Consider the following 12,963-nt stretch of genomic DNA (forward strand, 5'->3'; position numbering starts at 1 on the left):
TAACTATATTTATCTAATAATATAATTATTGATATAACAGTTGGGGGGGTAGGTGAAAGTTAATTCTTTCATTTACCTTTTAAATTAGATAGGAATAGGAGGAAATAATAATGATTAGTGCAAGTATGGTTAAAGAGTTAAGAGAAAAAACTGGAGCCGGTATGATGGATTGTAAAAGAGCTCTAAGTGAAACAGACGGTGATGTAGATAAAGCAGTTGAACTTTTAAGAGAAAAAGGTTTAGCAGCAGCAGCAAAAAAATCTGGAAGAATAGCTGCAGAAGGATTAGTAAGCTCATATATTTCAGATGATATGAAAGTTGGATCTGTTGTAGAAGTTAATTGCGAAACAGATTTTGTTGCTGATAATGAAGATTTTGTTACTTTAGCAAAAAACATAACAATGCAAGCAGCACAAACTACTTCAACTACTATTGATGAATTAGTTTCTGAAAAATACATAGCTGATGAAGCAATGACTATTACGGATGCCGTAACAGCTTTAATAGCAAAATTGGGCGAGAACATGTCTGTAAGAAGATTTCAAAAGTTTTCTATTGAAAATGGTATAGTTCAAAGCTATATTCACGGTGGTGGAAGAATAGGTGTTTTAGTAGAACTCGCTTGCGCAAAACAAGATGATGTATTAATTAAGATTGCCAAAGATGTTGCAATGCAAATTGCAGCTGCTAGTCCTTTATTCTTAGATAACACTTGTGTTGATAGTGAAACCTTAGAAAAAGAAAAAGAAATATACAGAGTACAAGCAATAAACGAAGGAAAACCAGAAAAAATCATTGAAAAAATGGTTATGGGTAGAGTAAATAAATATTATAAAGAAGTTTGCTTGCTTGAACAAGTTTGGGTTAAAAATGCTGACTATACTATTAAAAAATATCTTCAAGAAGAATCTAAAAAACTTGGTGCTGACATAAAGATAACAAGATATGTAAGATTTGAAAGAGGAGAAGGTATAGAAAAGAAGGAAGAAAACTTTGCTGAAGAAGTTCAAAGACAAGTACAGGGTAAATAACAATTAAAGGGAACACTACGTGTTCTCTTTTTTAAAATAAGTAATACTATAAATCTGGAGGTATAATGTTTATGGAGGTTGCTAAATATAAAAGAGTTATGTTAAAGATTTCAGGAGAAGCTTTAGCTGGTGAAAAAGGATTTGGAATAGACTTTGAAATTACAAATGAGATAGCGGTTCAAATAAAAGAATTGGTTGAGTTAGGTGTTGAAGTAGGCATAGTTGTTGGAGGCGGAAACATATGGCGTGGTAGAAGTGGCGAAGGCATGGACAGGACTACTGCAGATTATATGGGAATGATGGCAACTTGTATTAATGCATTAGCACTTCAAGACTCTTTGGAAAATATAGGAGTAAATACTAGAGTGCAAACTGCCATTGAGATGAAGGCGGTAGCAGAACCATTTATAAGAAGAAGAGCTATGAGACATTTAGAAAAAGGTAGAGTTGTTATATTTGCAGCTGGTACAGGCAATCCATATTTTTCAACAGATACAACAGCGGCACTTAGGGCAGCAGAGATAGAAGCTGAAGTAATTCTACTTGCTAAAAAAGTAGATGGAGTTTACGATAAGGATCCTCATAAGTATAATGATGCAAAGAAGTTTGATAAACTTACTTATCTTAATGTTCTTGAAAGAGGGCTACAAGTTATGGATTCTACAGCTACATCATTATGTATGGACAATAATATACCTATATTAGTTTTTGGACTAGATAATCCAGAAAACATAAAAAAAGCAATTTTAGGAGAAGAAATTGGTACTTTAGTTTCAGATTGTGCTAAAGAATCAGTATAAAATGGAGGGAATTCTATGATTAAACAAATTATTAGTATTGCTGATGAAAAAATGAATAAAACTATTGTTGTTTTAAAACATGAGATTTCAGGTATGAAAGCAGGGAGAGCAAATGCTACAATGCTAGATAGGATTCATGTTGAATGTTATGGAAGTCTTATGCCATTAAATCAAATAGCTAACATTTCAGCACCGGAACCTAGAGTGTTACTTATTCAGCCATGGGATAAATCTTCTATGAAAGATATAGAAAGAGCTATATTGAAATCTGATTTAGGATTAAACCCATCAAGTGATGGCTCAGCAATTAGATTAATTATTCCTGAACTTACTGAAGAAACAAGAAAAGTTTTAATTAAAACTGTGAAGAAAACAGGAGAAGATGCTAAAGTAGCTATAAGATCTATCAGGCGAGATGCTAATGATAAAATTAAGGCTTTGAAAAAAAACACCGAAATTACTGAGGATGAAGCTAAAAAATCAGAAGATATAATCCAAAAAGAAACAGATAAATTTATTAAAGAAATAGATACATTAATAGAAGTTAAAGAAAAAGAAATAATGGCCGTTTAGTATATAATTTTAAATAGAACCTGCAGTTATGCAGGTTCTATTTAAGATTATAATATAACTAATAAAAAGGAGGGAATTTTATTGAAAAAATTATTCGCTTTTTTTAAAAAAAATAAAAGTATAAGTAATAATATTGAGTTAGATATGTCGAGAATACCTGAGCATATTGCAATTATAATGGATGGAAATGGTAGATGGGCTAAGGAACGTAATTTGCCGAGAGCACTTGGACATAAGGCTGGAGTAGAAGCAATAAGAAATATTGTAAAAGAATGCAACAAATTAGGGGTTAAATATTTAACATTATACGCATTTTCAACTGAAAATTGGAATAGGCCTTTACAAGAAGTGGATGCTCTAATGAAATTATTAGTAGAATATTTAAAAAATGAGTTCGAGGAATTAAACGCCAATGATGTTGTTATCAATTCTATTGGTAACATATCAAAATTACCACAGATATGCATAACAGAATTAAACTCTGCTTATGAAAGGACAAAGAATAATAAGGGATTAATTTTAAATCTAGCTTTAAATTATGGTGGAAGAAACGAAATAGTAGATGCTGTAAAAGAAATTTTTTTAGATTTAACTAATAAAAAAATATATGAAAATGAAATAACTGAGGATTTATTTTCAAAATATTTGTATACAAGAGAAATGCCCGATCCAGACCTTATAATAAGACCTAGTGGGGAGTTAAGATTAAGTAATTTTTTACTATGGCAGAGCGCATACTCAGAATTTTGGTTTTCAGATATTAATTGGCCAGATTTTCATGAGAAGCAATTGAAATGTGCAATATTAGATTATCAAAAAAGAGATAGAAGATTTGGAAAGGTTAAATAGGGGAGAAAATTATGAATAATAGATATATAGGAGCACTTATGCTAGCTCCTTTAATAATATTTTTAGTTTTAGGTGGAGATTACTTAAAATATAGTGTAATGGTACTTTCGCTTTTTGGAATGTATGAGTTCTATAAAGTTTCTAGGAAAAAACACTATAAGCCAATTGGAATTATAGGATACATTTTATGTATAGTATATTACTTAAATATGGGCAAGGATTTTTCAGCGAGTTTTAATGTATATATTTTAATAGTAACAATTTTTTTACTATTATGTATTCCGGTGATTTATACAAATTATAATTTAGTGGATGTGGCTCTCACTGTATTCGGATTTTTATATGTGGCAGTATTTTTTAGTTTTATAGTTTTTATAAACAATAAAACCTACGGCCAATATTTAGTTTGGATTATATTTATTTGCTCGTGGGTCTGTGATACGTCAGCCTATTATTGTGGAAGATTTTTAGGCAAAGGTGGCAAACATAAGCTCTGCCCTAAAGTTAGCCCTAATAAAACAATTGAGGGCTCAATAGGAGGCCTTTTAGGAAGTACTCTAGGGTGTACAATTTATGGCTATGTTATTTCAAAATATGGTGTACCTATTCAATTATATCATTACGCTATAATTGGTGTTCTTTGCGGTGTTTTTGGACAAGTTGGGGATTTAATTGCGTCATCTATAAAAAGATTTGTAGGAGCCAAAGATTACAGTAGCCTTATTCCGGGACATGGTGGAGTTTTAGATCGGTTTGATAGTATTCTATTTGCGTCTGTGGTAGCATTTTATTATATTACATTTATATTAGGAATTTAAATTCATATATACTAAAAGTACAAGAAGTTAATATTACAGCTCCGCAGGAGATGATTTAATATCATTTAGTGCTTAATAAAATCATATATTGATCAGAATGCAAATAAACAATTAGTTGTGAATTGGCATTGCTGGCAATATATGATTTTATTATTACGTAAAATAGTTTAAAATAATAATTGCGTTATATTTTATATTAATATCTGCGTTGATTAATGAATATAATATAAAAGGAGCACTATATAATATATGTGAAATAATTACCCATATATTTGTAAATATTACTAGTTACTTTATTTTAGAAGATAAATATGTTATATTAAATGCTGTAGAAGAATTGGTTACTAAAAAACAGGGAAATTTATAAGTGTGAAATTTAAGGAAAAAACAAGATTTTGAAGTATAAATAATAGAAGTACATGAATGGAGAGAGTTGCATGAAGAAAATTACTATTTTAGGGGTTACTGGGTCGATAGGGACTCAAACTTTAGATGTTATTCGAAATGATATTGATAATTTCACTATTGTGGCAATTTCTGCTAACACTAATTATGAGAAGATTATACCCATCATAGAAGAATTTAAACCTAAATATGTTACCATGATGGACGAGGGAGCTTCATTAAAACTTAAAAAACATTGCATGCTAAAAAAATATTCAACAAAAATATTGCAGGGATTGGAAGGACTAAATTATATAAGTACATTATCTGAAGTTAATCTTGTAGTAACTGCAGTTGTAGGTATGATAGGCTTAGTTCCCACTATGAATGCAATTAATGCTGGTAAAGATATTGCTTTAGCTAATAAAGAGACACTAGTTGCAGCAGGTGGACTAGTAATGGAGGCTGCTAAAAAAAATCATGTCAATATTTTGCCAGTAGATTCAGAACATGGTGCGATTTTTCAATGTTTACAGGGTAATAAGTCAGAATCTGTTAATAAAATAATAATAACCGCATCAGGTGGTCCGTTTAGAGGCAAAAATAAGCAACAATTAATAGAAATAAAACCGGAAGAGGCGCTTAAACATCCTAAATGGAAAATGGGTAGAAAAATATCCATTGACTCCTCAACACTTATGAATAAAGGGCTAGAGGTTATAGAGGCACACTGGTTATTTGGTGTAGATTACGAAAATATACAAGTGGTAGTTCATCCTCAAAGTATAATACATTCTATGGTAGAATACATAGATGCAAGTGTAATAGCACAAATGAGTTCTGCTGACATGAGACTTCCTATTCAATATGCTATAAACTATCCTGAAAGAAATAATGCTGTTATCGATAAATTAGACTTTTATAATATGGGTAATTTAACTTTTGAAAAACCGGATATGGATACGTTCAAATGTCTTAAATTAGCTTATAAAGCGGGTGAAATGGGTGGAAATATGCCTGCTATTATGAATGCTGCTAATGAAGTAGCTGTTGAATTATTTTTGGATTATAAAATTAAGTATCTTAGAATAGAAGATATTATAGAAAAATGTATGAATAAATTTGAGTATAATATTAATCCGGATTTAGAAGAAATTTTAGAAATTGACTTAAAGGTAAGAGAATATGTAAGAAATAATTATAATAAAGAGTAGGGAGGAAAAATATTATGAGTAATATTATAGCAAATATACCATATTTTATTATGGCTATATTAGCATTTAGTCTTTTAATTATAATACATGAATTAGGCCATTTTACTCTATGCAAGCTAAATGGAGTAAAAGTAAGTGAATTTTCTTTAGGGATGGGACCGAAAATTTTTGGAATTAAAGGAAAAGAAACAGAGTATTTGATTAAAGCATTTCCTATTGGAGGGTATGTTAAGATGGAAGGGGAGGACGGAGAAAGTAATGATCCGAGATCTTTCACTAATAAAACCCCAGTTCAAAAACTAAGCATAGTTTCTGCTGGAGCAATTATGAATTTAATCTTGGCAGTAGTTTTATTTGCTATTGTAGGCGCTTCAGAAGGATATATATTACCCATAATAGGGGAAGTAGTCCCTAATGGTCCAGCCATGAAAGCTGGGATACAAGTTGGAGATAAAATCACTAAGGTCAATAAGACTAATATAAATAGATGGGATCAACTTCAAAATGAGATTTATACTTCTAAAGGAGAAAGTATGGCTATTGAAATAGTCAGAAATTCAAAAGTGGAAAAAATCACTCTTAAACCCATTAAGAGCGTGAAAGAAAAATTATTTATAGTAGGAGTCGCTCCTTCTATGGATGAGAAAAAAATGAACCCTGCCGAAGCTGTGGTTTATGGATTTGATCAAATTGGTAATACTGTAAAACAAATTTTTGAATTTTTCGGCAATTTATTTAAGGGGAAAGTTTCAGCTAATGATGTTGGAGGACCAATAAGTATAATAAGATATTCAACAAAGGCAGCACAATCTGGAATTACAACGTTAATGTATTTTACTGCATTAATGAGTGTGCAACTAGGAATATTCAACATAATACCTTTTCCAGCACTAGATGGAGGATGGATTTTTATGTTGTTATTTGAAATAATATCAGGTAAAAAATTAGATGATAATAAAGTTGCAACTATAAATTACATTGGATTTATGTGTTTAATGGCATTTATGGTGTTAGTAGTTATCAAGGATATAATTAGTCCGCTAAAATTCTAGGAGATGAAGACTATGAGAGAGCGCAAAACGAAGAAGATTAGAGTTGGAAATGTATATATAGGTGGAGATTCAAAGATAGCAGTACAGTCAATGACGAATACAGACACAAGAGATGTAGAAGCTACGGTAAATCAAATTCTTCAGCTAGAAAAGGTAGGTTGTGACATTGTAAGATGCGCGGTGCCAGATATGCAAGCAGCTGAGGCTATTAAAGATATAGTGAAAAGAATTCACATACCACTTGTGGCAGATATTCATTTTGACTATAGGCTAGCTTTAAAATCTATTGAGAACGGAATATCCAAATTAAGAATTAATCCGGGTAATATTGGAAGTAGCGATAAAATAAAATTAGTCGCAGAAGCAGCTAAAGAGAAGGGCATTCCCATTAGAATTGGTGTGAATTCAGGATCACTAGAAAAAGATATTCTTGAAAAGCATGGTCATGTATGCGCAGAAGCATTAGTTGAAAGCGCGTTAAGACATATTAAAATACTTGAAAGTTTTAATTTTTATGACATAGTTATTTCTATAAAATCGTCAGATGTGGTCATGATGATTGAAAGTTACAAATTATTAGCAAGTAAAGTAGATTATCCGCTGCACCTCGGTGTTACGGAGGCTGGAACTACATGGAGAGGAACAATAAAATCAAGTATAGGTATTGGAGCACTTTTAGCTGAGGGGATTGGAGATACTATAAGGGTATCACTAACGGGGGATGTAGTAGACGAGGTCAAAGTCGGCATAGAAATTCTGAAATCATTAGGTTATATAGATGATGGAATTAAATTCGTATCATGCCCAACATGTGGTAGAACTCAAATTAATCTTATTAAAATTGCAAATGAAGTAGAAAAAAGATTAGAAGGTTGCAATAAGAACATAAAGATTGCAATAATGGGATGCATCGTAAATGGCCCCGGTGAAGCAAGAGAAGCTGAGATTGGCATAGCTGGAGGTAACGGAGTTGGTCTCATATTTAAAAAAGGTGAAATAATTAAAACCGTTAAAGAAGAAGATTTAGTGGAAGAACTTATTCGCGAGATAGATAAATTATAGGCACATTCAAATTTATTTTAACGACATTTCAGAAGGAAAGTCTCCCACTTCTATAAGTGGGAGTTACATACCCTAACAAATAGAAAGCTTAAGTTGGAGTATAAATTTCCTTCTGAAGTCGTTAATAGTGCAGCTCCGCAGGAGATGATTTCATGTGCCTAAGATGTTTTATCAGGAGGAATACTAATGAATGTAAATTTAGCTGAAATGCTGAAAAATGATTTTAATTTAAATGAAGAAACATTAGCAGATGATATTAAGGTACTCCGAGTTCAATACCTTAAAAAAAGCAATAAATTAAGGGTGCTGATCAAATCTTTAGAGGATATAGATGATAATAAAAAGCTACTAATCAAAAATATTATTTCAAAACGAGTATGCAGTTTTGAGGATATACAGTTAATTTGCTACAAAGATGTATCAAATGCCACTATAGAAGATATAAAAGATAAGTTTTGGGTAGATGTTGTCAATGTAATAGCTACCTCACAGCCGTCAAGTAAGGATAGTTTACTTAAATCTTCTAGAATAATTGAGAACGGTACTCTAAAAATTCAGTGTGGTAATGATTTTATGTGCAAAATTTTAAGGGATAAGAACATAGAAATTCTTATAAAAAATACTATAAACGATATGTTTGGGGTTACTTCATTGGTAAAATTAGAATATAACAGTGAACTTTCTAAAGAAGATTATTTTGGTAAAAAGGAAAAAGAAAATGAAGTTATTATAAAAGAAATTATTAAAAATATTAATACAGAAAAGAAGGATAAACCTCAAAGTAATAATCAAAATAATGATAAAACGAATAAATTTAGCAGACCAGGCTACAGAAAAGATGAAGCAGCTGATGCAAACACTATAATGGGAAGAAATATAAAAAGTGAGAGCATAGCAATAGAGGAGATAGATGAAGCTTCAGGAATAGTCTGTGTCTGTGGAGATATCTTTAAAATAAAAATAATTGAAACAAAAACTGGTAGAATAATTATTACATTCTATATTACAGATTATTCAAGTTCAATTACAGTGAAATGTTTTCCAAAGCCTAAAGATGTAGAAAAGATAATGGACGAAATTAAAGTGGGACTTTTCTGTAAGGTGCGAGGAGAAGCAAGTTATGATACCTACGCAAAAGAAGTTGTTGTAATGGCTAGGGATATAATTAAACTTAAGAAAATAGAAAGAATGGATACGGCGCAGGAGAAAAGAGTTGAACTTCATTTGCATACACAAATGAGTGCAATGGATGGGGTAAGTCCTGCGGCTAAACTTGTAGAAAGAGCTGCTAAATGGGGACACTGCGCAGTAGCGATAACTGACCATGGTGTAGTACAAGCTTTTCCAGAAGCTATGGATGCAGCTAAAAAGAATAAAATAAAGGTTATATATGGTGTAGAGGGCTATTTAGTAGATGATGGAGTACCAATTGTTATTAATAGTAAAAATGAGAATTTAGATGATTGTTTTGTAGTTTTTGATTTAGAAACAACAGGGCTTTCCAGTGAAAATGATAGAATTACTGAAATTGGTGCAGTTAAAATTGAAAATGGGAAAATAGTAGATAGATTTAATGAATTTGTAAATCCGGGAATAGACATACCTTATAAAATTATCGAACTAACTGGAATTACAAATGACATGGTTGCGGGTTCTGCCTCTATTGAAGAAATACTTCCTAAATTTTTAGAGTTTGCATGTGGTAGCGTAGTGGTAGCGCATAATGCTGACTTCGATGCATCTTTTATTAAAAAAAATTCAGAGAGGTTGAATTTGAAGTTTGAAAATGCAATTATGGATACAATTCCTTTAGCTAAATATTTACTTCCAGACCTTAAAACATTTAAGCTAAATGTAGTAGCTAAGCATTTGGGCATCTCCCTGGAAAATCATCATAGAGCCGTAGATGATGCTAAAGCTACTGCACAAATATTATTACATTGTTTTGGTTTACTTAAAGAAAAAAACATTTTTGACTTGGATACTTTAAACAAAGAATTTTTAGGCGACTTTAATATAAAAAAGGCAAATACTTATCATGTGATTATTTTGGCAAGAAATCAAGTAGGTCTTAAAAATCTTTACAAGCTTATTTCAGCTTCAAATTTAGAGCATTTTCATAGAAGACCTAGGCTTCCTAAAACTTTGATTGAGAAGTATAGAGATGGGCTTATAGTAGGATCAGCCTGCGAAGCTGGGCAAGTGTATAAGGAAGTTCTACATGGAAAATCGGAAGAAGAAATTAGTAAGATTGTGAAGTTCTATGATTATTTAGAAATACAACCTCTTCTAAATAATAAATTCATGATTAAAAATGGCACAGTAAAAGATGAAAGTGAATTAATGGATATTAATAGAAAGATATGTGCTATAGGAGAAAAAAATAATTTGCCTGTAGTTGCTACAGGAGATGTGCATTTTTTAGAACCTTCCGATGAAGTTTTCAGAAAAATTTTAATGGCTGGCAAAGGGTTTTCAGATGCAGATGATCAGCCGCCACTATATTTTAAAACTACTAATGAAATGTTAAAAGAATTTTCATATCTAGGTGAAAAAAAATGTAGGGAAGTTGTAATTAGCAATCCTAATAAAATTGCTGAAATGGTAGAAGTTATAAAACCAATACCCGATGGAACTTATACACCTAAAATAGAAGGTGCAGAAGAGGACATCCGCCAGATGACATCAGATAAAGTTCATTCAATATATGGAGATCCCTTGCCAGAGGTAGTTGAAAAAAGATTGGAGAAGGAATTAAACTCTATTATAAATAATGGATATGCTGTACTTTACTTAATAGCTGAAAAATTAGTAGGAAAATCACTTGCCGACGGTTATTTAGTAGGGTCGAGAGGCTCAGTTGGATCTTCTTTTGCAGCTAATATGTCTAATATAACAGAAGTAAATGGGCTTCCACCTCATTATGTATGTCCTGATTGTAAAAAGAGCGAATTCTTTTTAGATGGATCTATTGGCTCGGGTGCTGATTTACCTGATAAAGAGTGCCCGAATTGTGGTGCACTATATAAAAAAGATGGTCATGATATTCCATTTGAAACTTTTTTAGGTTTTGAAGGAGATAAAGAGCCGGATATAGATTTGAATTTCTCAGGTGAAAATCAAGCAGACATACATAGGTATACAGAGGTGTTGTTTGGAAAGGGACATACTTTTAAGGCTGGAACAATTGGAACAATTGCTGACAAAACTGCTTATGGCTATGTGAAAAAATATTTAAGTGAAAAAAACGTTATGGTGACTCAAGCTGAAATAGAACGACTAGTACTCGGATGTACTGGTGTTAAGAGAACCTCAGGGCAACATCCAGGTGGAATAATGGTTGTCCCAAGTGACAATGAGATATATAATTTTTGCCCAGTACAACACCCCGCTGATGACCCAAATTCAGATATTATTACAACACATTTCGATTACCATTCCATAAGTGGCAGGTTATTAAAATTGGATATTCTTGGACATGATGATCCTACAATGCTTAAAATGCTTCAAGATTTAACAGGACTCGACCCCATAACTATTCCACTATCAGATCCGAGTGTTATAAGTTTATTTACATCTCCTACGGCACTAGGACTCACCATTAAAGAATTGGGCTGTGAAGTAGGAAGTTACGGCGTTCCAGAATTTGGTACAAAGTTTGTTAGACAAATGCTTTTAGATACGCAACCTAAATCTTTTTCAGACTTGGTTAGAATTTCTGGACTCTCTCATGGTACGGACGTATGGATTAATAATGCACAATATTATATTAAAGAAGGATTTACTACACTTAAAGATTGTATTTCTACAAGAGATGATATTATGGTTTATCTAATGCAGAAAAATCTTGAACCTAAGACTGCTTTTACTATTATGGAGAAAGTACGAAAAGGTAAGGGACTTACAGAAGATGATGAGAAAGTAATGAGAGAGCATGATGTGCCAGATTGGTATATAGGCTCATGTAAAAAGATAAAGTACATGTTTCCTAAAGGACATGCAGTTGCATATGTAATGATGGCGGTAAGAATAGCATATTATAAAGTTTATTACCCAAAGGAATACTACGCTACTTTCTTTACTATAAGAGCTGATGACTTTGATGCTAATTTGATTGTAAAAGGCGAGAGTGCTATAAGTTCTAAAATGGATGAACTAACGGCTATGGGTAAGGATATAGGGATGAAAGAAAAAGGACTTCTTACAGCGCTGGAGTTATCTTTTGAAATGTATAAAAGAGGGATAAAATTATTAAATGTAGATCTTTATAAGTCTGAGGCAGTTAAATTTACAATTGAAGATGATTCAATAAGACCTCCACTAAGCGGCCTGGAAGGTGTAGGTGAAAATGCTGCTAAAAGTATAGTTTTGGAAAGACCTCAAGGGGAGTTTATATCAAAAGAAGATTTGAGAATTCGCTGCAAAGTTTCCAAAACAGTTATTGAATCGTTAGATAATCATGGGTGTTTAAAAGAACTTCCTGATACAAATCAGTTGTCGTTTTTTTAGCTAAATGCAATTAGCCCTTGAAATAGCAAATTTTATATGATAGAATAATATATATTAGTTACCGTTGGTAATTTTACTGTAAGAGAGTAGGCTCGTCCTACTCTCTATTTATTGAAACGCAACTCATGGTTGCGTTTTAATTATAATATTACGATTAATTATGTTAATAATTGTAGAAAATATTAATAAAAGGAGGGTGTTAAAATGAAAAATGATACCTTGTTGCAAAAACTTAGAAAAATAATTCAACCAATAGCAGAAAAAAATAATTGCGAATTATATCATTTGGAGTATGTAAAAGAATCAGGAGAAAATTTCTTGAGAATTTATATAGATAGTTCTAATGGGATATCTTTAGAAGATTGTGAAAAAACAAGTAGAGCCGTAAGTGAAATATTAGATGTAGAAGATCCAATAACTGATAGTTACTGTTTAGAAGTCTCCTCTCCAGGAATTGAGAGAATTTTATATGATGACAATCATCTAAAAAAATATATAGGCCAGAACGTACTAGTTAATTTAAATAGTCTATATGAGGGAACGAAAAAATTTGAAGGCAATTTATTAGGATTTTCGGATGTACAAATAGAAATTCAGTATGATGGGAATAATATATCTATTCCGAAAGAAAAGATTTCCATTGTGAGTTTGAAACCGGTGCTGTAAGGAGG

10 protein-coding genes are annotated in these 12,963 nt (G+C 31.8%); all 10 read left to right on the plus strand.

Features of this window, described 5'->3' with window-relative positions; all coding sequences use genetic code 11:
- Positions 1 to 110: 110 nt before the first annotated feature.
- The 10 genes from tsf to rimP all read left to right on the plus strand — a co-directional run bounded on the left by tsf (position 111) and on the right by rimP (position 12,958).
- The gene (gene tsf, locus ACWJJ7_RS01235) at positions 111 to 1,031 is read left to right on the plus strand and encodes a translation elongation factor Ts (protein WP_462963570.1); all 921 of its coding nucleotides are present in this window, start codon (positions 111 to 113) and stop codon (positions 1,029 to 1,031) included.
- A gap of 71 nt (positions 1,032 to 1,102) precedes the next feature.
- Positions 1,103 to 1,831, plus strand: coding sequence for a UMP kinase (gene pyrH, locus ACWJJ7_RS01240; protein WP_462963571.1), 729 nt, complete (start codon positions 1,103 to 1,105; stop codon positions 1,829 to 1,831).
- A 15-nt stretch (positions 1,832 to 1,846) separates the two neighbouring features.
- Positions 1,847 to 2,404: a ribosome recycling factor gene (gene frr / locus ACWJJ7_RS01245; RefSeq protein WP_462963572.1), complete on the plus strand. Its 558-nt coding sequence runs from the start codon at positions 1,847 to 1,849 to the stop codon at positions 2,402 to 2,404.
- Positions 2,405 to 2,548: 144 nt separating this feature from the next.
- Complete coding sequence (locus tag ACWJJ7_RS01250) at positions 2,549 to 3,253, plus strand: isoprenyl transferase (protein ID WP_462964905.1); 705 nt, start codon at positions 2,549 to 2,551, stop codon at positions 3,251 to 3,253.
- An 11-nt stretch (positions 3,254 to 3,264) separates the two neighbouring features.
- A complete protein-coding gene (locus ACWJJ7_RS01255; protein ID WP_462963573.1) occupies positions 3,265 to 4,071 on the plus strand; it encodes a phosphatidate cytidylyltransferase in 807 nt (268 codons plus the stop codon).
- A 437-nt stretch (positions 4,072 to 4,508) separates the two neighbouring features.
- Positions 4,509 to 5,669: a 1-deoxy-D-xylulose-5-phosphate reductoisomerase gene (gene dxr, locus ACWJJ7_RS01260; RefSeq protein ID WP_462963574.1), complete on the plus strand. Its 1,161-nt coding sequence runs from the start codon at positions 4,509 to 4,511 to the stop codon at positions 5,667 to 5,669.
- Between the two features lie 14 nt (positions 5,670 to 5,683).
- Entirely contained in the window at positions 5,684 to 6,721 is a 1,038-nt protein-coding gene (gene rseP, locus ACWJJ7_RS01265) for an RIP metalloprotease RseP (RefSeq protein ID WP_462963575.1), read from the plus strand.
- 12 nt (positions 6,722 to 6,733) lie between these two features.
- Positions 6,734 to 7,783: a flavodoxin-dependent (E)-4-hydroxy-3-methylbut-2-enyl-diphosphate synthase gene (gene ispG, locus ACWJJ7_RS01270; protein ID WP_462963576.1), complete on the plus strand. Its 1,050-nt coding sequence runs from the start codon at positions 6,734 to 6,736 to the stop codon at positions 7,781 to 7,783.
- A 186-nt stretch (positions 7,784 to 7,969) separates the two neighbouring features.
- Complete coding sequence (locus ACWJJ7_RS01275; protein ID WP_462963577.1) at positions 7,970 to 12,292, plus strand: PolC-type DNA polymerase III; 4,323 nt, start codon at positions 7,970 to 7,972, stop codon at positions 12,290 to 12,292.
- Positions 12,293 to 12,496: 204 nt separating this feature from the next.
- Positions 12,497 to 12,958 (plus strand): ribosome maturation factor RimP, encoded by a 462-nt coding sequence (gene rimP / locus ACWJJ7_RS01280; protein WP_462963578.1) that lies wholly within the window; start codon positions 12,497 to 12,499, stop codon positions 12,956 to 12,958.
- Positions 12,959 to 12,963 lie beyond the last annotated feature (5 nt).

The sequence above is a fragment of the Clostridium sp. CM042 genome (assembly GCF_055080995.1).

What these genes read in the sequence shown, in the direction of transcription:
- tsf (WP_462963570.1), top strand. Translation starts at nt 111, where the DNA reads ATGATTAGTGCAAGTATGGTTAAAGAGTTAAGAGAAAAAACTGGAGCC.
- pyrH (WP_462963571.1), top strand. Translation starts at nt 1,103, where the DNA reads ATGGAGGTTGCTAAATATAAAAGAGTTATGTTAAAGATTTCAGGAGAA.
- frr (WP_462963572.1), top strand. Translation starts at nt 1,847, where the DNA reads ATGATTAAACAAATTATTAGTATTGCTGATGAAAAAATGAATAAAACT.
- ACWJJ7_RS01250 (WP_462964905.1), top strand. Translation starts at nt 2,549, where the DNA reads ATGTCGAGAATACCTGAGCATATTGCAATTATAATGGATGGAAATGGT.
- ACWJJ7_RS01255 (WP_462963573.1), top strand. Translation starts at nt 3,265, where the DNA reads ATGAATAATAGATATATAGGAGCACTTATGCTAGCTCCTTTAATAATA.
- dxr (WP_462963574.1), top strand. Translation starts at nt 4,509, where the DNA reads ATGAAGAAAATTACTATTTTAGGGGTTACTGGGTCGATAGGGACTCAA.
- rseP (WP_462963575.1), top strand. Translation starts at nt 5,684, where the DNA reads ATGAGTAATATTATAGCAAATATACCATATTTTATTATGGCTATATTA.
- ispG (WP_462963576.1), top strand. Translation starts at nt 6,734, where the DNA reads ATGAGAGAGCGCAAAACGAAGAAGATTAGAGTTGGAAATGTATATATA.
- ACWJJ7_RS01275 (WP_462963577.1), top strand. Translation starts at nt 7,970, where the DNA reads ATGAATGTAAATTTAGCTGAAATGCTGAAAAATGATTTTAATTTAAAT.
- rimP (WP_462963578.1), top strand. Translation starts at nt 12,497, where the DNA reads ATGAAAAATGATACCTTGTTGCAAAAACTTAGAAAAATAATTCAACCA.